The 25,118-nt window shown below is 55.4% G+C and carries 20 protein-coding genes; 12 read left to right on the top strand and 8 right to left on the bottom strand.

Annotation, left to right across the window (positions count from 1 at the left end; translation table 11 throughout):
* Window positions 1-24 precede the first annotated feature (24 nt).
* The gene (locus tag FHR96_RS03595; protein ID WP_183386289.1) at window positions 25-834 is read right to left on the bottom strand and encodes an IclR family transcriptional regulator; all 810 of its coding nucleotides are present in this window, start codon (window positions 832-834) and stop codon (window positions 25-27) included.
* Window positions 835-885: 51 nt separating this feature from the next.
* The gene (locus FHR96_RS03590) at window positions 886-1,668 is read right to left on the bottom strand and encodes an IclR family transcriptional regulator (protein ID WP_183386288.1); all 783 of its coding nucleotides are present in this window, start codon (window positions 1,666-1,668) and stop codon (window positions 886-888) included.
* Window positions 1,669-2,565: 897 nt separating this feature from the next.
* Here FHR96_RS03590 and FHR96_RS03585 point away from each other — a divergent pair.
* The 4 genes from FHR96_RS03585 to FHR96_RS03570 all read left to right on the top strand — a co-directional run bounded on the left by FHR96_RS03585 (window position 2,566) and on the right by FHR96_RS03570 (window position 7,924).
* Entirely contained in the window at window positions 2,566-4,266 is a 1,701-nt protein-coding gene (locus tag FHR96_RS03585) for an FAD-dependent oxidoreductase (protein ID WP_183386287.1), read from the top strand.
* 372 nt (window positions 4,267-4,638) lie between these two features.
* Window positions 4,639-5,742, top strand: coding sequence for a TRAP transporter substrate-binding protein (locus tag FHR96_RS03580; RefSeq protein WP_183386286.1), 1,104 nt, complete (start codon window positions 4,639-4,641; stop codon window positions 5,740-5,742).
* Window positions 5,743-5,912: 170 nt separating this feature from the next.
* Window positions 5,913-6,458 (top strand): TRAP transporter small permease subunit, encoded by a 546-nt coding sequence (locus FHR96_RS03575; protein WP_183386285.1) that lies wholly within the window; start codon window positions 5,913-5,915, stop codon window positions 6,456-6,458.
* Window positions 6,455-7,924, top strand: a complete 1,470-nt coding sequence (locus FHR96_RS03570) for a TRAP transporter large permease subunit (RefSeq protein WP_183386284.1) — start codon at window positions 6,455-6,457, stop codon at window positions 7,922-7,924. The genes FHR96_RS03575 and FHR96_RS03570 overlap by 4 nt, the downstream gene beginning before the upstream one ends.
* Before the next feature lie 924 nt (window positions 7,925-8,848).
* Here the strand turns inward: FHR96_RS03570 and FHR96_RS03565 are convergent.
* The 4 genes from FHR96_RS03565 to FHR96_RS03550 all read right to left on the bottom strand — a co-directional run bounded on the left by FHR96_RS03565 (window position 8,849) and on the right by FHR96_RS03550 (window position 14,075).
* Window positions 8,849-10,006, bottom strand: a complete 1,158-nt coding sequence (locus FHR96_RS03565) for an MFS transporter (protein WP_183386449.1) — start codon at window positions 10,004-10,006, stop codon at window positions 8,849-8,851.
* A 403-nt stretch (window positions 10,007-10,409) separates the two neighbouring features.
* Complete coding sequence (locus FHR96_RS03560) at window positions 10,410-11,690, bottom strand: DcaP family trimeric outer membrane transporter (RefSeq protein WP_183386283.1); 1,281 nt, start codon at window positions 11,688-11,690, stop codon at window positions 10,410-10,412.
* 190 nt (window positions 11,691-11,880) lie between these two features.
* A complete protein-coding gene (locus tag FHR96_RS03555; RefSeq protein WP_183386282.1) occupies window positions 11,881-12,849 on the bottom strand; it encodes an MBL fold metallo-hydrolase in 969 nt (322 codons plus the stop codon).
* Window positions 12,850-13,436: 587 nt separating this feature from the next.
* The gene (locus FHR96_RS03550; protein WP_183386281.1) at window positions 13,437-14,075 is read right to left on the bottom strand and encodes an NAD(P)-dependent oxidoreductase; all 639 of its coding nucleotides are present in this window, start codon (window positions 14,073-14,075) and stop codon (window positions 13,437-13,439) included.
* Between the two features lie 109 nt (window positions 14,076-14,184).
* On the opposite strand from FHR96_RS03550, the gene FHR96_RS03545 reads away from it, so the two are divergent.
* A complete protein-coding gene (locus FHR96_RS03545) occupies window positions 14,185-15,084 on the top strand; it encodes a LysR family transcriptional regulator (protein WP_183386280.1) in 900 nt (299 codons plus the stop codon).
* Between the two features lie 197 nt (window positions 15,085-15,281).
* On the opposite strand, the gene FHR96_RS03540 is transcribed toward FHR96_RS03545, so the two are convergent.
* Complete coding sequence (locus FHR96_RS03540) at window positions 15,282-15,737, bottom strand: DCC1-like thiol-disulfide oxidoreductase family protein (protein WP_183386279.1); 456 nt, start codon at window positions 15,735-15,737, stop codon at window positions 15,282-15,284.
* 446 nt (window positions 15,738-16,183) lie between these two features.
* On the opposite strand from FHR96_RS03540, the gene FHR96_RS03535 reads away from it, so the two are divergent.
* A complete protein-coding gene (locus FHR96_RS03535) occupies window positions 16,184-17,842 on the top strand; it encodes a dihydroxyacetone kinase subunit DhaK (RefSeq protein WP_183386278.1) in 1,659 nt (552 codons plus the stop codon).
* A gap of 187 nt (window positions 17,843-18,029) precedes the next feature.
* Here the strand turns inward: FHR96_RS03535 and FHR96_RS03530 are convergent, their stop codons facing one another.
* Window positions 18,030-18,995, bottom strand: coding sequence for an integron integrase (locus FHR96_RS03530; RefSeq protein ID WP_183386277.1), 966 nt, complete (start codon window positions 18,993-18,995; stop codon window positions 18,030-18,032).
* 731 nt (window positions 18,996-19,726) lie between these two features.
* Here FHR96_RS03530 and FHR96_RS03525 point away from each other — a divergent pair.
* The 6 genes from FHR96_RS03525 (at window position 19,727) to FHR96_RS03500 (ending at window position 25,086) form a co-directional block, all read left to right on the top strand.
* On the top strand, window positions 19,727-20,665 hold the full coding sequence (locus FHR96_RS03525; protein WP_183386276.1) for a hypothetical protein: 939 nt from the start codon (window positions 19,727-19,729) through the stop codon (window positions 20,663-20,665).
* Between the two features lie 81 nt (window positions 20,666-20,746).
* On the top strand, window positions 20,747-21,256 hold the full coding sequence (locus tag FHR96_RS03520; protein ID WP_183386275.1) for a hypothetical protein: 510 nt from the start codon (window positions 20,747-20,749) through the stop codon (window positions 21,254-21,256).
* A gap of 94 nt (window positions 21,257-21,350) precedes the next feature.
* Window positions 21,351-22,193, top strand: coding sequence for a hypothetical protein (locus tag FHR96_RS03515; protein ID WP_183386274.1), 843 nt, complete (start codon window positions 21,351-21,353; stop codon window positions 22,191-22,193).
* A gap of 86 nt (window positions 22,194-22,279) precedes the next feature.
* Window positions 22,280-22,846 carry a hypothetical protein gene (locus tag FHR96_RS03510; RefSeq protein ID WP_183386273.1) on the top strand — a complete coding sequence of 189 codons (567 nt, stop codon included), beginning with the start codon at window positions 22,280-22,282 and terminating at the stop codon, window positions 22,844-22,846.
* 94 nt (window positions 22,847-22,940) lie between these two features.
* Window positions 22,941-23,471: a hypothetical protein gene (locus FHR96_RS03505; RefSeq protein ID WP_183386272.1), complete on the top strand. Its 531-nt coding sequence runs from the start codon at window positions 22,941-22,943 to the stop codon at window positions 23,469-23,471.
* A gap of 94 nt (window positions 23,472-23,565) precedes the next feature.
* Complete coding sequence (locus FHR96_RS03500) at window positions 23,566-25,086, top strand: hypothetical protein (RefSeq protein ID WP_183386271.1); 1,521 nt, start codon at window positions 23,566-23,568, stop codon at window positions 25,084-25,086.
* Window positions 25,087-25,118 lie beyond the last annotated feature (32 nt).

Below are 25,118 nucleotides of genomic sequence, written 5' to 3'. Positions count from 1 at the left end.
AAACTATAGAAAACAGATTAACAATTAGACAATTTGATGGGGTCGCTCCTCGTCCCAGTAGCCTAGCTCGGCAGACAGGCTGCGCGTCGCCTCGACGAGGGTGTGGGCGAACGCCGAGGTGGGAGACTTGTCGAGGATGCGAGCGTCGGCCACCAGCGTAATCACGGCTAGTATCTGTCCGAGGTGGTCGAACACTGGCGAGGCGATGGCGTTGATGCCAGGCACCGGCGGGTTGGGAACGGCCGAGATCCGCGTCTCGCGAATCTGGGCAATATCTTTATCGTCATAGGGTTGCGGGGTGCCGACGCAGTGCTCGAGGAAGAATTTTGGCAAGTTGGAGCGCATGGAGGGTTGGGTCTGCTCGGGCGGCAGGTAGGCCGCGAAGGTGCGTCCTGTCGCGGTGCCGGTAACCGAGTAGACTGTGCCGACCTTGGTATTCATGTGGATCTGATCCTCGCCTTCGTGGACGACCACGACGGTGGGACCGAAGGCTCCCCACACCGACAGCAGCGCCGTCAGTCCGGTTTCCAGCGAGAGATCGACCACTGCCTCTCCGGCCAGCTGCATCGGATCGACCGAGCGCATGCGCGTGACTGCCAGGTCGAGCGCGAATGGGCCCATCTGGTAGCGGCCGGCTCGGTTCTGTTCCACCATGCCGAGGTTTCGGAGGCTGACCAGGTATGGATGGGCCTGGGCGGGCGCAATGCCGGCCGCGGCGGCCAGCTCCTTCAACATCATGGGTTCGCCGCGGGTAATGAGTACTTCCAAAAGCTGGCTGCCGGTCTCGATGGACTGGACGCCTCGCCCTTCGGAGCTCTGGGTCTTGCTGGACATGGAGTCGCCTCGTTGTTGCGGTGAGGTTGTCTTGGTCGTACGTTCGCCGGACTAGGATGCCGTCGAGTTCAGGGCATTAACGCTTGCCAGGATGGCGGGAATGCTGTCCCCCGCCGGGTCGGTATCCAGGATATCGGCGTGGCCAACGCAGGTGACCGCGCCCGCAAACACGCCATGCTCGTCGAAGACCGGTAGCGCAACCGCGTCGACGCCCGGCACTCTGGCGCCCTCGATCGTGCTGAAGCCTTGCTTACGGATCTTGGCGATTTGGCTCCTGTATTCCTCCATGTGTGTCACATCGGTCTGATGCTTGGGTGGAAAGCTGTGCTCCAGGTCGAGGTTCAGCTGCGCTTCCACCTGCTGAGGATCCCCGAAGGCGCCGAAGATACGGCCCGTAGCGGAGTTCAGCACCGAAAATCGTGTGCCCATGCGGATGTTCAAATCACTGCGCTTGTCTCGGGCCTGCACGACCATCACGGCAGTCGGCCCCTTGGCCCCCCAGACTGACAGGAGAGACATGACGTTCAGGCTTGTCGAGAGCTCTTTCAACAGCCCGTTGGTGCGCTGGAAAATCGGTACGCTCCTTAGTCGGCTCAGCCCCACGCGGAGAGCCAGCGGGCCGAGTAGATAGGGGCCTGACTCGAATTGCTGAACGACCATGCCGACACGCTTGAGACTGACCAGATAAGCATGGGCCTGAGCCGGAGTGATGTCCCCCCTTGCGGCAATTTCCCGCAGCGTCAAGGGCTTGGATGCGTCTATCAGCGCCTGGAGTAGTCGTCCACCGACTGCGATGGATTTGATGCCCCGGGCGCTGCGATCGTCTTTGGCCATATAACGGTTCCTGCAAACACTGTTCGATCGACTTTCTCTCATGTTTTGAAGATCGAGAACAAGTTTTTCATTGACATAATGAGTGCATGTTGAGGTGTGGCCGAGCGCATGGCTAGGGAATCGCCATCACTCGACCCTTTCCTCTTGCCCGACCCGGCAAGTAGCCGAGAACTACCCCGAGGGTTGCGGTACAAGGCGCTACCAACCCGGACTCGCCGACCAAGACGCTACCCTAGGCCGTCAAAGCGCAGGTGCAGCTGACGGTCACATCAATGAGTTGGAGCTCATTGGCGATAGGCTGCGTGTGTCCCGATACGAGACGACACCGTACCTTTCTTGGCCGTGGCACAGGCGAAGACTATATCACCCACCCGATCTCCGGAATGACGCTCAAAGCGGATTCCAGGCCGAAGCGCAGGCATGTTGGCCCATGGATCTTATGGGTTGCCGAGTGTGCCCCGGTACTCTGCGTGGCCTGTCGGCCGGTGCGATGGCCGTCAGGAGTATCCTCGCGCCTGCGTCAGCGTTGCGGCCATGCCTATCGGCCTTTGGCGGGTACTATCGCCAATTTCTGGATCAGTTTCGGATGGCTTCCGGCATGCGCTCGGACGCCCCCCCTCCCTTGGTCTATATGATTTGCCATTGACGAATTCATTCGCTAGGGATAAATTTTGTGTTACCAGAGATTGCTGCTGGGTGCTAGCCGGACTGAGGATCCGGCAGCTCCCGGGATGATCTGACCGCCCGGAACCGCGCTCGCGGACGGGCCAGGGGAGGAGGGGGCGAACTTTCGCCGTGAAGCTTCTGCGGTAGTTGCAGTCACTGCCCCCACCTCTCTCCGCTATCAGACGTTTCCGGCCCGGGTATGGGACGGAACCGAAGAGGAGGAAGGACGAGATGAAAGATTACGATTGCGATGTGCTCGTCGTGGGTTCGGGGGCAGGCGGGCTGTCCACGGCCGTCGTCGCGGCTCATCATGATCAAAAAGTGCTCGTGGTCGAGAAAGAGCCGGTCTTCGGTGGTACCACGGCGCGTTCGGGTGGCTGGATGTGGATCCCCGGGAATGCGCCAGGCAAGCGCGCCGGAGTCGAGGACAGCGCCGAAAAGGCGAAGACCTACCTGAAACACGAAACGGGAGAGTTCTTTGACGAAGCCCGCGTGGATGCCTTTCTCGAGAATGGTCCCAAGGCCGTGGATTTCTTCGAGAGCAACACGACCCTGCAGTTCGATCTGGGGCCGACTTTCGCGGATTACCATCCCGATGCGCCCGGTGGGATGCCCGGCGGACGATCAATCGTAGCCAAGCCTTTCGATGGACGTGAGCTTGGCAAGGAGATCAAACGCCTGCGCCCGCCTCTGGCTGAGATCACTGTACTGGGCATGATGATCGGGTCGGGCAAAGAGTTGCTGCACTTCTTCAACGTTACGCGGTCCCCGATCTCGGCTTTGTTCGTCAGCGGCCTCTTCACCAAGTTTCTGCGCGACAAGGTCTTCCATGGACGAGCTATGCGTCTCATGAATGGCAACTCGCTGGTTGCTCGACTGGCCAAGTCCTGTTTCGAGAAGGGGGTGCCGATCTGGACCCGCTCCCCCGTGCGCCAACTGATTCGGGACGATAGCGGACGAGTGACGGGTGCCCTGATCGATACGCCGACAGGCACTGTTCGAGTCAATGCGAACAAGGGAGTGGTCATGGCGGCAGGGGGGTTCCCGCAGGATCCTGTGCGTCGAAAGAAACTGTTCCCTCATGCCCCAAGTGGTCATGAGCATGCTTCGCCCGCTCCGCCCGGAAACACCGGTGATGGACTTCGCCTGGCCGAGAGTGCTGGTGCATCGGTGGAGGAAGGCCTGCCGCATGCCGCCGCCTGGGTTCCGATCTCCCGTCCGGTGTGGCCGGATGGCACACAGGGAACCTTCCCGCATTTCGTTGACCGGTCGAAACCCGGGATCATCGCCGTCACTCGCTCGGGCCGACGCTTCGTGAACGAGGCGAACTCGTACCACGATTTCTGTCAGGCAATGTACAAGCGCTGTACCGAGGAACAAACTGAGGTCTGTGCCTTCTTCATCGCTGACCACCGTACTTTCCGGAAGTATGGTCTCGGGTTCGCTAAGCCGACGCCGATGCCTTACAAGTCGCATCTCAAGAGTGGATATCTGATGCGTGGCAAGACTCTGCGCGAACTGGCTGAAAAGATCGGTGCGGATCCGGCCGAGCTGGAAAAGACCGTGGGTGAGTTCAATCGCCACGCGAAGGATGGCAATGATCCAGAGTTCCACAAGGGAAGCACGGCCTACAACCGCTCGCTGGGTGATCCCGAGCACAAGCCGAACCCCTGTGTGGCTCCTGTCAAGAAGGGACCGTTTTACGCGATCAAACTGGTCATCGGCGACCTGGGGACCTTCGACGGGCTGCGTGCCGACGAGAATGCACGGGTGCTGGATGATAGCGGCAAGGTGATCACCGGCCTCTATGCTGTGGGTAACGATGCCGCTTCGATCATGGGGGGTAACTACCCCGGTGGTGGGATCACCCTTGGGCCGGCGCTCACCTTCGGATATATCGCCGCACAGCACTTGGCCGGCTCGAACCAGTAAGCATGGCTACTTCAACAGAAATGGCGGGGAACAGGTTTCGGGCCGCGGCAAGGTAAAGCTGACATCATGATCTGTCGGTTTGCCTCCCTGTTCTCGCTCATCGTGCAGACCGGCCATCTTCTGAATGAAGGCTGTGTTTGTCCTGGTGTGTTAGCTCAGGCTTGTACATTCAAATTGTCGCGGGAAAGAAGAGCATTTGTGACTTGACGGTTGTTTGTTAAATATGAATCAATCCGTTTGTCCTGCTCTCTGTATGCTGAACCGTTAGAGGAATAATCTGCTATTCGGAGGCGATCGTTCGGTCGCCGAACAAACCACGGTCCCATGCTGGCTAGGATGGCCAAAGGGATCTTTATTGGAGCACGCAATAAGATGAATAAGAGCATTGTGAAAACGAATATGACAAACAAGAACAAGAGCATGAAAAATGGCCTGATTATTGTAGGCTCGGTTGTTTCCTTGCTGTCCGCTGGTGTAGCACAAGCACAGGAAACGCGGACGTTGCGTATGCATGCAGCGTTTCCCACCCAGGCCCCCGTTATCGGTGAGATCTCTCCCTGGCTTGCCGAGCGGATCGAAAAGCTAACGGGGGGATCGCTTGAAGTCGACGTCTTCGAGCCCGGCGCGTTGGTTCCCGCCACGGATTACTACGATGCCGTTTCCCAGGGAGCGGTCGACATGGCGTTCGGCACGCCCGGGTATGGTTCAGGGCTTGAGCCTGCGCTGAACATTTTTACCGCCGTGCCATTCGGGCCGGATGTCACCGAGTACATGGCCTGGATGCGCGAGGGCGGTGGCCAGGAACTGCATGACGAGATCCTTGAGGGCATGAACCTGAAAGGCTTTGTCTGCACACTGACTGCACCCGAGACTGCCGGCTGGACCACGCGTGAATTCAACACGCCGGAAGATTTCTCTGGGGCCAAGTTGAGGTATTTCGGCTTGGGTGGTCGAGTGTTGGCCAAACTTGGCGCGTCGATCCAGATGATTCCAGGGTCAGAGGTCTATTCTGCTCTCGAGCTCGGCGTCATCGATGGGGGGGAATACTCGAACCCCTCGATCGATGTCAGAGCCGGCCTCGACCAGGTGACCGACTATGCCTACTTCCCCGGGTGGCACCAGCAAGTGGCGATCGATACTCTCATCATCAACCTCGATACCTGGAACGAGCTGAGTGAGCAGCAGCAGTTGGCCATTGAGACCACCTGTGGTGAGGCCACCATGCGTACCCTGACGCAGGGGGCAGCGGCGCAGCCTGCCGCCGTACAGGCGCTGGCAGAGGACGATAGCGTCGAGATCAAGGTCTGGTCGGACGAGATCATGGACGCACTCGAGACCGCCTGGGAAGAGGTTGCCGAGGAAGAGAGCGCGAAGAACGAGACCTTCGCCCGTGTGATGGACTCGTACAACAGCTTCCGTGAGCAGTACGCAAAATGGCAGAAGCTCGGTTATCTCAAACCCGAGACTGACGAGTGATCATGGGGTTGTGAAAACGATCTTGCCAAGACAGTGCGGGCCCCTTGCGGGGCCCGCCGATAGGGTCTCGCTCAGAACCATGAGGGTGGCCCTGGCAGGTGCCGCCACCTCTGAACTTCACACAGGAGATCGGGAAGGTGAGGTGCCTGGACCAAGAGAGGGGGGAAAACATGAGAGCCCTGCTTAAGATTAGCGACGGCATCGACGCGTTGCTGAACGGTCTGAGCAAAGTCGCGTCCTTCGCGTTGCTGGGGCTGATCGTAGTCGTAGTTTTCGACGTCACCACGCGACGCCTGTTTCAGATGGGATCGACGCAGTTGCAGGAAGGTGAGTGGCATCTGCATACCATCCTCATCATGTGCTTCCTCGGCGTCACCTATATCCACAATCAACATGTGCGGGTCGATCTCGTGTCAGGGACCTTCAGCTCCAAGGGCCGTGAGCTGGTTGAACTGCTGGGTATCCTGCTGTTGCTCTTGCCGTTCTGTGCTGTGACCGGTTATTACGCCACGGATTTCGCCTATACGTCCTTCGTGCGCAACGAGGTATCCCAATCCATTGATGGGTTGCCTTATCGCTGGGCCATCAAATCAATGCTGCCTCTGGGGATTTACCTGCTGGCACTGGCTGGGGTTAGTCGCGGGATACGTGCCCTGGTGGCCTTGATAGATCCGAAACCGGCCGACCTCGTGGCCGAGGAAAAGGGGGGCGTGTGAATATCTTCGTGGAATATCTACCGATCTTCATGTTTGCCACGATGGCCGTGTTGCTTTTTAGTGGCTTTCCGGTGGCATTCGTGCTGGGGGGAGTCGGCATCGCCTATGGCATCATCGGCATCGCCACTGGGGAGCTGATCCCGATCCAGCTTTATACCATCACGCAACGGATGTGGAGTGGAGCAGCCGAGAACCTGACTCTGACCACCATACCGTTGTTTGTGTTCATGGGGCTCGTGCTCGAGAAGACCGGTGTCGCCAAGGACATGCTGAATAGCCTCAACCGTGCGCTTCAACGGGTACCAGGGGGATTGGCGCTCTCTGTCACGTTGCTTGGCATTATTCTCGCTGCTGCCACTGGCATCGTCGGTGCCTCGGTTGTGATGCTGAGTCTACTGGCGTTGCCGGTGATGCTGGAGAAGCGCTATTCGACGCATTTGGCTACCGGCACTGTCGCGGCTTCTGGCACGCTGGGGATCCTTCTCCCGCCGTCGATCATGCTGGTGATCATTGCAGACCTTCTTTCGCGTTCGGTAGGCACCATGTTCATGGCGGCTTTCGGACCTGGACTTCTCCTGGGCGTGTTTTACCTGGTCTATATTCTGCTGGTCAGCTTTCTGTCGCCAAGTGCTGCACCGCCGACACGAGGCAGAGCCGTTGATGCCGATTGGGGGCAACTGATTGTTACTCTGCTGGTGGGGCTTGTGCCAGCATTCCTGCTGATCTTCCTGGTGCTCGGCTCGATCGTGTTCGGCTGGGCAACGCCGACGGAGTCCGCGGGGATTGGTGCCGCTGGTTCGCTTGCATTGGCATTCCTCGTACGACCAGGGATTTATACGTTGCTGAGCTATACCCGCTTTGCGATCGAGGGGGCAACGGCAAATGAGGTAGGTGGGGGACCATTGGCACGCTTTTCCGCCGAGAACCGCCAATGGTGGGCTACGACCATCAATGCCACGCGGGCAGCTGCCACGACTACCGGCATGATCTTCATGATCATCCTTGCTGCCACAGCCTTTGCCCTGACCTTTCGCCTGCTGGGTGGAGAGCACTTGATCACTGATTTTGTGACCGAGATGGATCTGACACCTTGGCATCTGTTGATCATCGTGCTTGCTCTGGTCTTCATCCTCGGCTTCTTCTTTGACTGGATCGAGATCACCCTCATCGTGCTACCTGTGTTTGCTCCGATCATCCTCAGCCTGGATTTCGGTGACCACATTGCACGGGGCGATCTGGCATACTGGTTTGCCATCATGTTGGCTATCAACCTCCAGACTTCCTTCATGACGCCGCCAATGGGTCCATCCCTGTTCTACATGAAGGCTGTGGCTCCGTCCGGCGTGAGACTTGCCGATATCTATAAGGGGATCCTGCCGTTTGTGGCAATCCAGATCGTCGTTTTGATTCTGGTGCTGCTCTATCCTCAGCTCGCGATGTGGATTCCGAATACCCTTCAGAGTTGAGGGTATCTCTAAAGGTCATGACAGTATCGAATCGTATGATCTTTAAGAATGATGAGTTTTGGGATGAGGTCGATCAGTGTCATGAATAAAGAGGATAGCATTTTTCCGTAGGCGCTATCTGAATATCTCGGGGGTTGGCAGAGGGAAACTGATGCCGACCCCCGAATTGATAGTAGCTTATAGTAGCGTGAATGGTTTACTTGGTTGGGGCTGACAGAGCCTTGTCCTGAAACCGGCCTGCCGGAAATGCGAGACACTCGCAACGGTTTCTCCGGTAGAAGGTATCTCGCCATAAAGCATACTTGCCACCCCGAAGAGTAATTATCATCCTCCTTGCCGCCCATGAGGGCGGTGTCCCGTTGGTCTAGCTGGCTCGACAGCAGGTCGCCAAGCCAACCAGCCATGGTCGGAAGATCAAGCAGACGCCATAGAGGTAGGTAGCGGATCCCCCTAGAGCATTCTGTCAGACAGCGCCATCAGGGAGACGCTGGCGGCAGAACGCGTCCTCGTGAGTGTTACCGCTGGGCGCGTGAGTGATAGGTGACGCTGGCCTTCATCCGCTGAGGAAAGCCCACTCAATGTTTTCATCAAGTACATAAACGACAAGTTCCGGAATGTCTGCACCAAGTGGCACTGGTAACGGCGCCTTGCCGAAGCGCTGCAGAAAATCTTTTTTTCAGGGGGGAGGCGGTCTCAATGACCATGTGAGGCCACGCAGACGAAAGGCTATGGGGAACCCATTGTCTATGTCCAATGGTCTGCATGTAAAAGCGGCTTCCACTTGAAGGGCGAACCTGAACCAAGAGGAAAGCTTAACAGCAAGGCTATCAAGAGATGGATGTGGTCGTCTGCGGTTTGTCCAAATCCGTTTTAAGGTAATACATTCATATCATGAAAATGCTCCTTTTCCGGGGTGATCACTCCTTAGCGCAGCTGTCTTGCCAAGATCAGCCCCAGCATGAACAGCCAAAGGCCGGCAGCGACCAATACTCCCGTGCTGCCGGACCAGGGCAGCAGCAAGCCGCCTAGCGCGATGCCGAGTGACTGCCCGAGGAACAAGCAACCGGCGAACAGCGCCATGGCGGTGCCCCGGGCAGAGGGAGCCATCTGTGTCGCATTCGTCTGCAAGGTACTGTGCATCATGTAGAAGCCTAGGCCAGTCGCGAAGGCGGCGAACATGGCCAGTCCGATCCAGGGTGCCAGGGCCAGGCAGATGAAGCCGAACCCCATCAGCAGTCCTCCACCAGTTGCCAGGCCTGTCTCGCCCAAGCGGGTAACCATCCGATGGGCCAGGCCAGCAAAGGTCAGGCCGCCGATCCCGAAGAGAGCAACCGTCCCGCCGGCAAGCGACAACGAGACGTCCAGGCCATCGTGAAGGTGGGTAGCGGTGAAGGCCAGGGCGCCAAAGACGGCGATCCCTTCCAGGCAAACAAATATCAGAATTTGTCGTGCTCGGGGGATCGCCAGGATACTGGCGATGCGTTCCAGGAAGTTGACGCGTTCGCCTGTGCCACGCGGGGCCAGCTCTGGGTGTCTCTTCAGGGCATTGAGCAGCAGGGTACCTGCAAACAGAAACAGGCCGGTAAGCAGGTAAAAGGCCGTTTGCCAGCCGAAGGAATCGGCCAGCAGCCCCCCGGCTAACTGGCCGATGCTTAGTCCCAGCACCGTGCCCGAGAGCATGTGCATCAAGGTGACCTGGCGGCGTTCGTAAGGAACGTGGCTCCCCACCCAAGCCATGGAAAGCGGAATGATGGCCGCGGCGGTAGCACCGCTTAGCCCACGGAAGAGGAACAGTATCGGTAGTGACTGGGCGAGGGCGGTGCCAAAGGTACCCAGGGCACAGGCCAGGCAGGCTAGACCGATGACCCACAGCGCACCATGTCGATCACTGAGAGGTCCGTAGACAAGCTGCATCAGCCCATAGGCAAGCGTGAAGACAGTGATGTTCTGGGCAACATCGGCGATCGGCTTATGGAAAGTGATGGAAAGTGCCGGCAGCATGGCATCGGTGATACGCATCGAGGCCATGCTGGCGAAGCCGGTCAGGGCCAGCAGTGGGATGACCCGTCCGGTAGTGTTCATACGCTTGCTCCTGTCGCCCACATGGCTCGATGGCTATGGCGCCTGGTAATCAACGATGCGTCTCAGTTTGAGAACAAGGGCACTGGCCGCGTTTTAGGCGTGTCGATACATTGATGAAGGTCTAGCAGCGGCTGATAGAGCCTCGCCACGTTATTGGGTTTCACCAGGTTTCCATTCTTCTCTATTTAGAGTGATTTTAAGCGTTTCACCCGCCGTGATGATTATCTGGATATGCTGGAGGGAAGATAGTGACAGCCACGATGCTGTTTTGGCTTCCTGTCTGCTGTGAGCATCTACTGCCATCCAGGGCGTTTTCTGAAAAATAAGGCCGGCGCTACTCGAGGAGCATCCTTTCGAGTAACGCCGACTTTTTCTGGGTGATGTCAGGTGTGCTACTTAATGGTTAAAAGCTATACATTACCATGCCTTGTAGACGTGTGGCATCGCCACTCCGGCCATCCACTGTTTCTCGCTTATGCCAGCTGGCCTCAATGCCATACTTTACGTTTTCTGCAGGAGACCAGATGTAGTTGATCCAGGCCTCATTGAACTCTTCGTTTTTCGATGGCTGGCTGTAGCTGTCCGGTATGTCGGCGCTGATCAAGCTATAGGCAACGTTCAAGTCACCTTCTCCAAGTGCTAAACTAGCCCCGATGGTTCCGCCTGTGGCTTCGATTGCTTGAAGGTCACCATCGCTATCCACGAATGCCGGGGAGGAAATGACGGCACCGTTCATGTAGCCGCCAATGCCCTGACCATGGGTCACTCCACCACGAACGGTAAGGCTATCGGTCAAGTCGGACGAGCCCTCCAAGGCGATACCCCAGCCAAATGTATTGTCACTGTCCTGCGGGGTGGCCAGACCGGCACTGTCATACTCCAGGTAACGGCCTACTGCTGATGTGGAGTACTTTATCGGACCTGATCGATCCGTGTATCGAACGGTCACGTCGGGGAGTTGGCTCTTGGCGCCAATGGCATCGACTTCTCCCCCCCTGTCCTTGGGGTCTTCGATAGCGACAGAGAAGTTTCCCGATGTGTAGCGAAGTTGTGCTTGCCGGTGCCCCAGGGGTTGTCCACCAACCCCGGTAAAGTCGATAGTTGGAGTCGTCGCTATGAAACTTGTAAAGTTTGTCCAGGTTTGACCCGCCAGGATTCCGCGCCACTCGCCGTATGCATGACGTAGGCGAAGCTCTCCTCCACCCCCGCCATAGAAGTCACCCTCGATTCTGGTCTTTAATTCGCTGCCCTTCAGTGGCGTCGACGTGCTGAACCCAATGCGGCTTTGATAGGCATGCATGGTGGTGTGGCCACGGGATCCCTCTTGGCCATCGAGTAGTGGTGCTCCCCTCATGACTGAGTTTCCAAGTTCGTTGTCAACATCATAGATGACATCCAACTTGGCATACCCATAAATCGAAACGGTAGAATCACCAACGCTCGTGCTATAAGCACTGGCTGTGCCAGTAGCAGAAAGTGCGAGAATGCCAGCTGCTGTAGCCAAGGTTTTTTTTGTCGTGTTGCTGAGCTCCATCTTGTCTTCCTTGTTTGGTTGTATATGGATGTGACAAAAGACAAAGTTATGGCGTTGAATTTCTTGGTTGCTGAGTGGGTTTGTTGCCCTTCTTGCTTGTGCTTGGCTCTGTTTTTTCCTCCTTTGGTTCGATGAGTCGTCATTGCTCAAGCCATTCCCTGTGTGGCTCATCCCGGCTTGGACTGGTGCCTTGGGAACCGTCTTCTGATCAAGCCGTAGAGATTGGCGGCTGAAGCAAATGCGGATTCGGTCGGTGGATTGGGACGAGCTCTCCTGTCACCGCCGGAGCCATGCACCGGCGGCGTTTGTTGTCTCGTTGGAGGAGGGGCCCGTCGAGGCGTTACTGGGCTTCGACGACTTCCTGCAGGGAGTGCCACATTTCCTGATCGCGCTCGGCGGTCCAGATACGTGGATCCGGATACTCGCCGCCGGCCTCGTCATAGCAGCGGGTGATGTCGAAGGGCAGGCAGTGGTCGAAGATCACCCAGTGGCCGTACCTGGGCTTGAGCTTTGCGTAGGTCTCGGCGTAGCACTCTGACAGCGATTTACCGGCGGCCTTGCCGGCCTTGACGCTCTCGTACATGTCGGCGAGGAAATCGCGGGTGCCCTCGATCGCCTCACGGCACTGCGCGGGGGTCTGTAGAGCCTCGCCACGACCCGGCACCAGCTTCTCCGGCTTCAGGGCAAGCAGCTTGTCGAGAGTAGACGGCCACTCCTCGTGATAGGCGTCGCCGCTGTAGGGGGTCGCGCCGTACTCGACCTGGTCGCCTGAGAACAGCACCTTCTCCTCGGGCAGCCAGACCACGGTGTCGCCCTTGGTGTGGCCCTTGCCGAGATGCATGATGCGCACCTCGCGTTCGCCCATGAATACGGTCAGTTCCTTCTGGAAGACGATGGTCGGCCAGGTCAGGCCGGGCACCGAGTCGACGCCCTGGAACAGCCGCGGGAAACGGCCGACCTCGGACTCGTAGTCCTGCTGGCCGCGCTCGACGATCAGGTCATAGGTGTTCTGGCTGGCGTAGATGTTCTCGGCCTTGTAGGCCGAGGCGCCGAGCACGCGCACCGCGTGGTAGTGGGTCATCACCACGTGCTTGATCGGCTTGTCAGTGACCTCGCGGACACGGCGGATCACGTCCTGGGCCATGATCGGGGTGGCCTGGGTATCGATGACCATTACGCTGTCATCGCCAATGACGATGCCGGTGTTGGGGTCACCCTCGGCGGTATAGGCATAGAGGCCCTCAGCCAGCTTATCGAAGCTGACCTGCTTCTCTTCAGTATCGGCGTGGGATGCGAATTTCTTGCTCATGGCTCATCCTCGTTGCGTGGTTAATGGTTTCAAATGAAACCCATGTGGCGGATTCAAAAAATCTGCCGGCATTCTATTAACATCATGAATTTTAAGAATTTTATTCCAGAGCTGTCGGCAGGTGCCTAATGCTGTGAATGACCGTTATCGCAGCGAATATGGTTTCGAAGAGTACAGACTGGTGGCGCTGGTCGTATCTACCACATTAGTCTATGGATAACTTGTTCGTCAATAGACAAAAATGGAGCGCACAAGGTGGGTGGCGAGTCCCTCGATGGGAGAGCCCAAGGTACATCGCAGGGTCGTGCTATCAGCGGCCCCTTGTCGTGCAAGGCGCCGGAATTGTCCGTGCGGCCAGCTGGAGGGGCAGGACATTTTGGACAGAGCGAAGGGGCAACGGCTACCTGGGATGACCGGCTCGTCGTCTGCCCTCGTAACGCGTCAATAGGGAGATGTTGGCAGCATGGAGGCCGAGTGCTTTGGAAGGGGGCCGCCGCTGCTCTCCGTTACGTATAACCACTGGGGCAAGAAAGCGACGGCATGGTATCGTCCTGCGGCGCTTCATGAAGCGTGCGCCGAACTGTGTGCTAGTAGCCCACAGTGAAACGTTGGCGAGAATGAGCCGGTTGCTCCAGCTCGTCCATCATGGCCACGGCATAGTCCTCCACCGAGATATGGCTATCACCGTTGCTGTCGACTAGCAGGCGGTCGTTATCCAGGCGGAAATTTCCGGTCCGCCGCCCGGGAGCGATTTTCGCGGAAGGCGCGAGCATGCACCAATCCAGCTCGGGCTCATCCCGCAACATTGTCAGCGACGAACGCGCCCCTTCGGCGGTAGGTCGGATCTGGTCGGGGAAGGTGGGGGTGTCGAGCAGCTGCTTGCCTGGTGCGACCTCCAAGGCTCCGGCTCCGCCGACCATGAGCAGGCGTGGTATCTCGGCGGCCTTGACCGCTTCCAGGATGGTGCGTGCACCTCGTTCGTAGTAGCCCTGAACATCCGACTGAGCATGACCGCTGAAAGCGCTGATCACGGCTTCATGCCCGTGGAGCTGTCGTGATGTCTGGTGAATGTCGAGCACGTCTGCCCGCACGACAGCAAGCCGATCATGGGAAGGTAGACGCTCGGGGCGAGTCACCAAGGCGGTGATGGTGTGGCCACGTTCCAGGGCCTCGTTTAGCAGGGCGGTGCCGATAAAACCACTGGCGCCGATCAGCGCGATCTTCATGGCTATGTCTCCCTTTGGGGGTGAGGGTGTGACGCCAGTATGGTTAGATCTATTGATCGGAAAAACGGGCTAAACTCGATTTCACTGTTATCAAAAGCGGAACAATCGCATGGCCACTGATCCCGATATCAACGACCTCAAGGCCTTCGTTGCTGTCGCCGAAGCTGGAGGCTTCACTGCAGCGGCGGATCGCCTTGGGGTGGCAAAATCACGTGTAAGTCAGAAGGTTAGCCGACTAGAAGCGTCGCTGGGTGTATCCCTATTCAGCCGCACGACCCGCCGGATCAATACGACACCGGAAGGTGAGTTCGTATACGGCCGCTGCGGCCCACTGCTCTCTGAGCTAACTGAAGTGCTTGAGGAGGTAGGTCAGGCCAAGACCGGCTTGCGAGGCCCCCTTCGCCTCTCCGTACCGATGGAGCTCGCGGTGCAGTCCTTGGCGCCTCTGGTACGCCGTTTCATGATCGTGTATCCCGGGGTTCAGCTTGAGTTGCGATCCAGTGACCACATCATCGACCCGGTTCAGGAAGGCATCGATCTTTCCTTCCGTCTGGGCTGGCTCAAGGAATCCCGTCAGAAGGCGGTTAAATTGAGAGACTTCGAACAAGTGGTGGTGGCCTCGCCGGACTACCTGGCTCGTGCTGGTATGCCTCAAACCCCTGTTGACCTAGCTAACCATGACTGGATAGCCCTCAGTTTGTTACCCGCTCCGCTGACTTGGAGCTTCGTGCATCAGGATGGCCGAGAAGAGCGAGTTCAAGTGCGCGGGCAATGTAAGACGGATGCCACCACTTTGTTAAGGGCCCTGTTGCGTGAAGGGATGGGGATTTCGGTGCTGCATGAGCTGTATGCGGCACCGGATCTGTCTGCGGGAGCCCTGGTGAGGTTGCTACCCGAATGGCACCTCCCACGAGTGGGGCTCTACGCTGTCTATCCACCAGGACGTTTCGTTTCCCCCAGGGCACGGGCGCTTGTCGAGTTCTGTCGGTCCGAGTTAGCCGGATTTTGAAAGTGTCATTGAGTCGTACAGGTGGCGCCTAAACCGAACAGCATCGAGTAGACCGTTTGGTGCAGGCGATCATCGACGATTTGGTCTCGCTCAGTGATGTGCTAGAACATCCTGTGGGATGAAATGACACAACTTTGTGGGCCTAACGTGACGCTGTAGCTAAGCCGCGGTCATTCATCGGGAGAGCTCTCATCCGCTCACCGGCGCAGGTTGTCGATGGGCGGGATGCAGCACAGGCGCAGCAGGCCATTGCGGCAGGCCTTGAGTCCGGGGTAGAGGCGGGCGGCTCGCCCGGGGCTCGCGAACAGGCGATACATCAGGCGATTGAACACGCCGCTGCGCGTGCCGAGCAGGGTGAGGCGATGCAGGGTCTCGCTGCCGTGATACCACTGATCGCCGACCTGCAGGGCGAAGCCTTGGTCCAGGTCGATGCCCCGGGCGCTGAGTTCGCGTCGCGCCTCGCTATCCTGGCGCCCGTCGATCAACTCCAGCTCGCCGACGTCGCGCCGAATGCGGTACCAGAGCACATAGCGCCGACATATCGGGCAGTCGCCATCGTAGACCAGCCGCATCCGACGGCCCTGCGCCGGGGCGCTCTCTGGCGTCTCGGGTTCGGCTTCATCGGGTTTCCGAACATCGGTCGATCGTGACATGCCTTGGCGCCCTCCCTGTGAGGTGCCTCCCAGCCTACTCGGGCTCCAACTGCCTGCAAACCCTCCCGTTTCTGCACTATTCGGCACAGTTCACATCACGGCTTTTGCAGCCGATACCTCGTTCGAATAGCATCAGCTAATAAGGTCGCTCGAGACGGCCACACAAGGGACGCAGGGCTACCGCAGGAGGCGGCTGAAGTACCGTCGCACGATGCAGGTTGGCAGGGCGGTAGCGTGGCCGAGCCAGACATCTTCCTTCCGTCACTTTCCATTCCCGCTGGCGCTGACGCACCGCATCGATGGCTAGCGTTTCCTTCCCTGGAGGAACATGACATTCCCATCGGCGCTCTGGACGTCGCCGTTGTCCAGTAGCAGGATTGTTAGCGTCATATTCTTTTTGTTCCGGCGGCACCGCTCGGTGGGTGCCGGAACCACCAGGGAGACCTATGGAACGCTTCTATAACGCGCCGGACCGTGTCGTCGACGATATCCTCCACGCCGCGGCGGCGACCGCCGACCTGCGCGTGGCCGAACCGGAAAGCGGGCTGCGGATACTCATCAGGGAAGACTGGGACCGGGCTAAACACGGCCGCGAGCAGGTGGCCGTGCTCTCTGGCGGCGGGGCCGGCCACGAGCCCGCCCACGCCGGCTTCATCGGCCAGGGCATGCTGACCGGCGTGATCTCCGGCAGCCTGTTCGCCTCGCCCAGCGTCGAGCCGATCCTGGCGGCGATCCGCGAGGTGTGCGGCGAGGCTGGCTGCCTGCTGGTGGTGAAGAATTACACCGGCGATCGCCTGAACTTCGGCCTGGCGGCGGAGCGCGCTCGTGGCGAGGGGCTGAACGTCGAGATGGTGATCGTCTCCGACGACGTGGCCATCCACCAGGCGCCGCAGCCACGTGGCATCGCCGGCACCCTGCTGGTGCACAAGCTGGCCGGGTATCTCGCCGGACAAGGTACGGCGCTTGGTGATATCCAACAGCAGGCTCGCGCCCTATGCGAGCAGATGGGCTCGCTCGGTATGGCGCTGAAGCCCGCGGCACAGCCCGGCCAGCAGGCGGCGTCTCGCTCGCCCGAGCTAGGTCTCGGCATCCACAACGAGACCGGCACCCGCGAGGTGGCCCCCGAGATCGCTGATGACGCCATGCGGCTGGTGCTCGAGCCGCTGTGTGAGGCGCTCGCCACCATCTCCGGCGCATCGCCGAACACTGCCTGGGTGGCCATGCTCAACAACCTCGGCAGCTGCTCGACCCAAGAAATGGGCGTGCTGGCCGAGAGCCTGCTGCGTCAGTTGGGAGAGGGAAGCGTCAGCCACTTGATCGGACCCGCGCCGCTGATGACCTCTCTCGACATGCACGGCTTCTCCGTCACCCTGGTGCCCGGCACGCCCGAGTTGCTGGCCGCCCTCAGAGCGCCGACCAGCGCGCCTGCCTGGCCGGGCGTGCGTGGCGTGCGGAAGGCGCCCACCTTCATGCCGAACACGGGCCAGGGCCACGATGCCCTGATCGACGACGCCCCGCAGAACGCCGAAACCACGGCGGTGCTGTGGCGCGTTATCGAGACGCTACGCGATGCCCGCGAGGCGCTGGATGCCCTGGATGCCAGCAGCGGCGACGGCGACGCCGGGGCCAGTATGCAGAGCGGCGCCGACAGCCTGGCCCGCGCGCTCGATGCCAACCACCTGACCACCACCGCGCTGGCGCCGCTTTTCACCGGCATCGGCCAGCTGCTGGCCCGAGACATGGGCGGCTCCAGCGGCGTGCTGCTGTCGATCCTGTTCACCGCCGCGGGCAGCGCTCTGGAGCGCGGCGACGCCCCGGCGGAGGCGCTCGCGGCGGGCGTGAACAAGATGCAGGAATACGGCGGCGCCAGGGCAGGGGACCGCACCATGCTCGATGCCCTGCTACCCTCGATCGCCGCGCTGCAGGCTGGCAACACCCTGGCCGATGCTGCTCAAGCGGCCCGCACTGGCGCCGACAACACCGCCTCGCTTACCACCGCCAACGCCGGACGCTCCGCCTACGTGCCGGAAAGCGCTCTCAAAGGCATCGTGGACCCCGGCGCCGAAGCCGTGGCGCGCGTGTTCAAGACGCTGGCGCGGGGGTAAACGACCCGGACCTTTGTGTTTTGACGGAAGCTTGAAATATCGCCTCAGAAACTTGCCTCGAACCAGTTTGATCGGGGCAGGTTTTTAGATGAATGACGAGGCCAACCGCCGTGTTTGGCTATCGCGTGAGAGAGTTAAGTGCCTGCTGAAATAGGCATCCGGGTGTCCGCTTGTCGTGACGTCGCGCCTATTCCAGAGGGCTTCGGACACCCGCGAAGCCGCTTCCCAGCACATGAGTGTAAATTTGGGTGGTTTCGACGCTCTTGTGGCCCAGCAACTCCTGCACCGTGCGGATGTCCGTGCCTCGGCTTAGCAACTGAGTGGCGAAACTATGCCGTAGGGTATGGCACGAACCCGGCCGAGGGAGATTCGCGGCACGCATCGCCTGTCTGACCGATTTCTGCACCGCCGACGTATGGATATGGTGCAGTACCACTTTCCCGAAAGGGACGAAGCAGGGTTTGCTGGAGGGAAACAGCCATTGCCACGCCAGCGACAGGCCGGCATTGGGATACTTGCGATCCAGCGCATGGGGTAGGGTGACGGGAACCTGGCCATTTTCGAGTCGACGGTTCAGCAAGTTCTGGGCCTCTGCGATTCGCTGCTGTATCGACACCATGCAACTGGGCGGCAACAGCGTGGTGCGATCCTTGTCGCCTTTGCCGGATCTCACCGTCAGCACCTGGCGCTCGAATTCTATATCCCACACGCGCAGTCGACAGGCCTCCGTCACGCGCAGGCCCGCCCCGTACATCAGTGCGGCCATCAGATGCATCGGGCCCGACAGTTGGCTCAGCACGCGTATCACTTCCTCGTGTGACAGCACCACCGGCAGCCGGCGAGGGCGCTTAGCTCGTGAGAATTCTCCGATATCGCCCAAGGGTTGTTCGAGAACGTGGCGATACAGGAAGACGATGGCATTCAATGCCTGGTTCTGTGTGGCCGCCGCCACATGACGCTCCACGGCCAGGTGCTCCAGAAAGGCATGCACCTCGGAGCCTCCCATGCCGGCCGGATGCCGTATTCCATGGAAGCGGATGAAGAAACGGATCCAGTAGCAGTAGGTCTTCTCGGTTCGGAGACTGTAACGTTTTACCCGCAGGGTGGCCTTCACGCGGTCCATCAGCTTCGGCGGCTTGCTGTGCGTATCCATGGTGCCCCCCCCCTTCTATGCATGGATATGCATACAGTATTATTGCTGCCGGGAAAACGCGCAAGCGCGCGAATTTTGCATAAAGAGCCGAGCTTTTCTTAGCTTCCTATGGTATCAATGGGTTAGGTGCAAAATGACGGCTCGATAACAATGATGAACGTGCCAGCACGTTCATCATTGTTATCGAGCAATCCACCTAATCACTGTTAGGCCCACAAGGAGATAACGATGTTTGGGTGGTTGAAGAAAAAAAATACGGGTCCAGACTACTCTGGCGTCGATTCAAGAGATAAAGCTGAGGCGCTAGTCCAGAAGGGAGAGCTTCAGAAGCTACTCCTTATACCTTCCGAATTCGGGGGTGAAGATGTTCCACCGAACGTCGTGTATGTGCCAGCTTTCGCAGTTGAACTTAAAGTTAGTACCGATCAAGACGTCATTTTACCCCTTGCCCAAGAGGGTAAGGTAACTCGTTACAACGCGGCTCCAGAGTACGAGGGTAAAGCTTTATCCCAGCGGCAATTAACATCGAGGCTAGCGACCCCGGCTCCTTTACGTACAGAGTAGCAATTTGGGGAAAGGCGCTGAGTGAGTCCAATGCAAAGGCCTAACCAAACGGTCAACCGGACGCCAAAAGCGTGGCGCTTTTGGTTCCCTCCGCTGGCGCTCCGGCGCCGGTTACCTCAGCGTTAGGCAAAAAATCGCCGACATCGAAATATCACTAGGAGTAAGTGATGTTCTTTAAACGGAAGACCAAAAAAAGCGATCAAAATTTATCCGGAATTGTTAAAAAGACAAACCATACGGGATATGTTTTCGTTGATATAAATAATGACTTGGGAGAAGCAGCTGAAGAAATTATGAACAGTTCTCCAATGGTTCAGATGGCATACGGCTATGCCAGGAGAACTGCGGTCGCGGCCTTATATGTCCAAGGTTTGGTTAATGAAGATACTTATAACCATGTAATTTCAATCTTTAAATCGCTGCAAATTAAAACGGGACACACCGTTGAGTTCCAAGAATCTGCCTTTGCAGAGGCAGCTGAGTATATGCTTGCATATCATCATTTGATTACTAGCTTCATGGCTAAAATGATTGTTTCGGTTGCTGAAAACTATGAAATCCCTCCAAGCCAGCTAGATGATGCTCAGCTCTTTAAGGAAATTTTAGATACAGCGCATAATGAGCAGGAGGCTAGGCATGTCAGTTTTGAGGGTAACCATGTTGAGCCTCGGTTAATAGAATATGTAGATCAAGTCAATTCAAGCCACTTAGGACCATTTGCCAACATGCTGGAGGATGTTAATGCTGCAGCTTCACATAGTGATATTTTACGAACCCCTCTACTTTCTGCTGCGGTCGGTTATAGCATGGAGTTGGCCGTAGCTGCCTTATGGGTAGCTGGTGGGGTTCATCACAAGATTATAGAAGACACTATCGAAGGCATTTATATGTTCAAAGCTGACATCGGTTCAGATCGTCAATTGCACAATGAGGCATTAGCTCAAGCAGTTGAGTTGGCAAACATATATACCTCTGGCACCACGGTTAAGCATGTGGAAGTCATTGTTGGCATGACAAAAGATTTGGAACGTTTTAGGCGTGAAGGGGAGCCCGTTCTAGAAGCTAGTGAAGTATTAGCGCGAGCTGAGCGAATCGCCGTTGTCTAGAGCGCATTACTTGAAGGTACGCAAATGCCCTGCACCCTACGAATTGATGGCGCTGGGCAGTTTTAGCATCGAGGTTTGAAATTGAAAATAGATTATGATGTAGAGCTTTATAAGGAAATGGCACAATTTCCTATTAATGAAATTGTTCAGGTTTACAACCGAAAAGGTAGAAAACATACGATTCACATTACGTGTATTTCTCGGCTGACATGGCAGGAGTTGCAATTGCTGATGCCGGAGGGTGCGGATCGGTTTTCGAAAATGGTTTTACTCTATCAGAAGTACGCGAATAGCACCACATCAAACAGCACTCAGGTAAATGGAGTGTTGTTGTCGAAAAATGAAAACGAAGAGATCACTAAATATATCAGCGTGTTTCGCGACCAAGGATTTACGAAACACACAGATGTAAACAGCTACATTACAGAAAACTCACTGTGGGATGAATTCAAGACCATAAGATCTTTAAATGATCATGGAAAGCACCATGGCATAGAAGGGATTCAGCCAAAGTATTTTGAAATAATCTGCTCAATTTTAAAAATATCTGGTGAGGGTGGCGCTCCTCTGGACTCCTACAAAACGTACTAATTTGCCTAACAAGGCGCTGCTGTCGGACAAATTTTCCGCTGCGCTCCAAATTTGCCGCAGAGCGCGGCGTTAGCGGCGTAAGGAGATATCGTAAATGGAAGTCTCGTGCAATCTACACGATCAATGGATTCAAGCTGTTCGAGACGAATTGGGGCGTCAGAACTTTCAGCATTCATCGTTAGATGATTTAGAATGCGCTATCCGACTTTTTTCTTGGCGACGGAGAACTATCAAAACCGGAAAAAGAGAAGTTAAGCGGGCTTCTTCGCTGGCTGTTCCATCTCATCTCCAGGCCGGCCTGGCTCAACTAGACGTGGCTTTCGAAAGTGGACTGGATTTGCACCCATGGCACTCAAAGCTTAGAGAAAATACGAAGTTTGAAGACGGTATGTTAAATGACTTTGGTGTGGCTCACTTCCATTTGGGACAAGAATTGGAGGCATCAGGATACATCGAACGCACAAAAGAGTTGCTTTTTTGTGTGGTAACTCAAAGTGAGGTCTATGAAATCGGGATTTATGACCATGGTGAATGGTTTGAGCTGGATATCCTAGACATTGTTGATCGAGAATGGCCAGAGTTGCTTGATTCAGTTACCGTCAAAGCAATGACTGTGACAAACCCGGTCCGTAGCCGAGAAGATATCCAAGCTCTGAGGATGGCCAATGTAAATACTGCTAGACAACTGAGCAGTGGTCGAATAGTAATGCCGCCTGGTGGCGGTATGGCGATGGATGGTACGTCAACAGACGCAGTAATGGCCGCGCAACGCCTAAGCCGTTTACTAAAGAATGGAGAAAAGCAAATCGTTCGAGATATAACCGACTCTATCGAACGTGGAAAAATAAAGCGCAAAGATTACACTGTTGTTCTAACGATGTCAGACCACGAAATTTATGCAGAAACGGAAGAAGGGTACAGGTGGACGCTAGAATAGCGCTAACAAATTGCTGCACGCGGATAAATTACTCGCTGCGCTCCTAATTTACCGGTGAGCAAAGCGTTATACCTTAGGGTGTGTTTATGAGTGATACTGACGGCAAGGAAATTCCAAAATGGCCAGACAGTTTGCCGCCACCTTCAGAAATGACAATGCTACCACCAGAGCATGTTATTTATAGGGAGTCCTTGATTGAAGAGGAAGATATCTACAACCTAGTTCATGACTTGTTCTACTTCCCAGAAGATAAGTATTTTCTGTACTTCGAATATGCAAGCCCTGTCATACCAGAAGGCTTTGATATTGAAAAATTAGAGCATTTCGGTTTGGCTTTGAGGAAGTACGAGAACTTCTTTTATCGTCGTCCATTTGGTGACGATGAGCCAGATAGATATTCTTATATAAGGCTCACGGCTGCCGACATTAAGTATCCCTGGCATCAAAAGCTTGTTGACTCCGGACCTATGTATGGCCGAGTGCAAATAGAGCTAATGGAATGGGCTAAAAAAGATATTGAGCTTCAACGGCTAAAATCTATGAGTTCTAAAAATGAAGACCCCTTGCTCTTACAGCCAAACTTCATGGGGGTTGGTGTCGACTTAAAGAAAGTCCCATCGTGGCTTAAACGTGTTTTCTCTAAAAAGGTATAACAATCGGCTGTTGTCGCCCCTTCGGGGCTGGGACGGCCTTTTCGCCGCTGCGCGGCTACAAGTCCACCCCAAAGCCGGGCGTTAGGCCATAAATATGACCAAGGATGAGCTACTCGGGATTTATCGCACAAGTCAGAACAACTGTAAGCTTGTCTATGCAGCAATCGTACTGTTCTCCTATGAAGACATGCCGGCTTTCTATGACGAGTGGTCTAGCGCGTTAGATTTCCCTAAGTCCTTTGATGATCGAGATGTTGCCGCTCTGTTAAACGACGAAGAAGTGTCGAAGATTGCTTTTTCTGAGCTTTTTGACACTGTTCACCGCGCTGCACTGAAGGAACTATTTGAAATAACGAAGTATTACTGCAGCACTACTGGGCAAATGGATCTTTTCAGGGCGCAAACTTGGTATCAGTTTTGGCGCATTATTCGGAACTGCTTTTCGCATGATTTTCGTTTCAGGTTTTCAGATCACGACAGGAAAATGCTCCCAGTGAGTTGGGCCACGGTGACGATTGACGAAAAGTTGGAAGGTAAGCCTCTGACACATGGCGTGCTTTCTCGGGAGCAAGTTTTGAATTTTATTGCGGAAGTTCAGGAGTTTGTGAATGAACAACTGGCCTAACAATCGGCTGCACAGCGACCAATTTTACGCCGCTTCGCGGCTCCAAATCGGCGCGTGAGCCGGGCGTTATGTTTTTTGTGCCTGAAATAAAATAATGAAACCTATAAAAGCCAAATATACTGAAATTGTCTTACTCCTAGCCAGGTTGATTCCTTGGGTATTTCCTAAGTGGCTTCGATTTATTGCAAAGAGCTATTCTCGGAAAGAGCAAGAGTCGATCCAGCATCTATATGAAAAAGAGGATCGAATAAAATATGCCAGTCTTTTTGATGGAAGCTTCACGTGGAAAGCGATAAGCGTAGTTGTAAAGGTTGATCCTGATGATTTGGATTCGATTCGCCGATGGCTAAAGTCCAATGCGTCTCCTGGTGATTACAACCCTGAGAGAGATGATTCCGTCTTTGAAAACAAGTATGACCATGGTGGCGGGTACAGAAATTTAGGTTGGATTCATTTTCACAGAGAAAACAGGATGACTTCGCTATTGAGAATGGAGGAAGAAACAGAGTTTTGTGATTCTTGTTACGTGTCTCTGTCCAAATACTCGTATGGAATTAATTATTTGTCCTTATATTTTTTTCTGAAGGAGTCAGCAACAGGAATGGTCTCCGGCGTTGATGTTGGAGAGGTAAAGAGATACTACGCCTTTGCTTCCGCAAATCCATTTTCACAGCAATTTAGAGCTATTCAACATCATGACAAACGAAACCTAGTTGAAGACCTTATAAATGAGAATATAAATAAGGTTTGCAGCGATGTAGTCAGTATGGCTAAAAAGGTCCTTAGACTATGGCGAATAACTAAGGATGAATCAAAGTTAACGCTAATTGCAGATATCTATCGAGATACTAATGAGCCTTATTTTGTCGAAGTTGATGAATGCGAGGATGATAGCCATGTTCACGCTTGTCGACGAAGTCTTGGCTTTTTTGATGAAAAAATAAGCAGTGATGATTCAGAACACTTCTTAAGCCGTTACATGGTAGAGAAGAATGATCTAGATGCGTTGTTTATAAAGAGCAAAAGCTTAGACGAGTTTGACCAGTTTGATAATTTTGCTCGGAATGGGTTAGCTCTATATGACTCACACATATTTATCTCAATGTTTATTGATGTAGCAAGACAACAGAAAGAGATTTCGGAGTATGCTAATTCAGCATTATTGAAGAACTCAAACAAGGTTGAAACAAACTATGACATACTTTTCGAGTCTACCAACAAGCTAGAATCATTAAGGGAAAATATTCTGGCGATTCAGAGAGAGATTCCTCATGGCTGTAGGGAGTCTTACTCGGATAGCGCAAAAAGAATTGCAAAATATAGGCTTCAGCTCGCTGATGAATTAAAAGCATCTATAGATCGTAGGCTGTCCGGATTAAATAGTGAAATGCAGGTTCAAAATCTCCGCTTCAATAGGAGATATTCATTGCTTGTTGGGGTTTTGATTATAGTTCAGATTTTACTGGCAGCACTAACGATTGACTGGGATAACTTAGAAGAAAGATTTAATTCGAGCTTTCTTAAGCATGATGACGTTGTTCTGAAACAAAGATCAACGGAGACAGACGAACATAACAAACTACTGCAGCCGACCGTTAACGCGTCGGCTGAGTAGGACGTTGGGCGTCAGTAACGACCGAGAGGAGA

Source organism: Halomonas organivorans (assembly GCF_014192055.1).
Lineage (GTDB): Bacteria > Pseudomonadota > Gammaproteobacteria > Pseudomonadales > Halomonadaceae > Halomonas > Halomonas organivorans.
This window is presented reverse-complemented; position numbering and strand designations above follow the sequence as displayed.

Bases quoted from the DNA above. Each gene is read 5' to 3' on its own strand.
- FHR96_RS03545 (WP_183386280.1), top strand. From the start codon at position 14,185: ATGGCCACTGATCCCGATATCAACGACCTCAAGGCCTTCGTTGCTGTC.
- FHR96_RS03530 (WP_183386277.1), bottom strand. From the start codon at position 18,995: ATGGATACGCACAGCAAGCCGCCGAAGCTGATGGACCGCGTGAAGGCC.
- FHR96_RS03580 (WP_183386286.1), top strand. From the start codon at position 4,639: ATGAATAAGAGCATTGTGAAAACGAATATGACAAACAAGAACAAGAGC.
- FHR96_RS03525 (WP_183386276.1), top strand. From the start codon at position 19,727: ATGTTCTTTAAACGGAAGACCAAAAAAAGCGATCAAAATTTATCCGGA.
- FHR96_RS03505 (WP_183386272.1), top strand. From the start codon at position 22,941: ATGACCAAGGATGAGCTACTCGGGATTTATCGCACAAGTCAGAACAAC.
- FHR96_RS03540 (WP_183386279.1), bottom strand. From the start codon at position 15,737: ATGTCACGATCGACCGATGTTCGGAAACCCGATGAAGCCGAACCCGAG.
- FHR96_RS03510 (WP_183386273.1), top strand. From the start codon at position 22,280: ATGAGTGATACTGACGGCAAGGAAATTCCAAAATGGCCAGACAGTTTG.
- FHR96_RS03535 (WP_183386278.1), top strand. From the start codon at position 16,184: ATGGAACGCTTCTATAACGCGCCGGACCGTGTCGTCGACGATATCCTC.
- FHR96_RS03595 (WP_183386289.1), bottom strand. From the start codon at position 834: ATGTCCAGCAAGACCCAGAGCTCCGAAGGGCGAGGCGTCCAGTCCATC.
- FHR96_RS03500 (WP_183386271.1), top strand. From the start codon at position 23,566: ATGAAACCTATAAAAGCCAAATATACTGAAATTGTCTTACTCCTAGCC.
- FHR96_RS03585 (WP_183386287.1), top strand. From the start codon at position 2,566: ATGAAAGATTACGATTGCGATGTGCTCGTCGTGGGTTCGGGGGCAGGC.
- FHR96_RS03555 (WP_183386282.1), bottom strand. From the start codon at position 12,849: ATGAGCAAGAAATTCGCATCCCACGCCGATACTGAAGAGAAGCAGGTC.
- FHR96_RS03565 (WP_183386449.1), bottom strand. From the start codon at position 10,006: ATGAACACTACCGGACGGGTCATCCCACTGCTGGCCCTGACCGGCTTC.
- FHR96_RS03590 (WP_183386288.1), bottom strand. From the start codon at position 1,668: ATGGCCAAAGACGATCGCAGCGCCCGGGGCATCAAATCCATCGCAGTC.
- FHR96_RS03515 (WP_183386274.1), top strand. From the start codon at position 21,351: ATGGAAGTCTCGTGCAATCTACACGATCAATGGATTCAAGCTGTTCGA.
- FHR96_RS03575 (WP_183386285.1), top strand. From the start codon at position 5,913: ATGAGAGCCCTGCTTAAGATTAGCGACGGCATCGACGCGTTGCTGAAC.
- FHR96_RS03550 (WP_183386281.1), bottom strand. From the start codon at position 14,075: ATGAAGATCGCGCTGATCGGCGCCAGTGGTTTTATCGGCACCGCCCTG.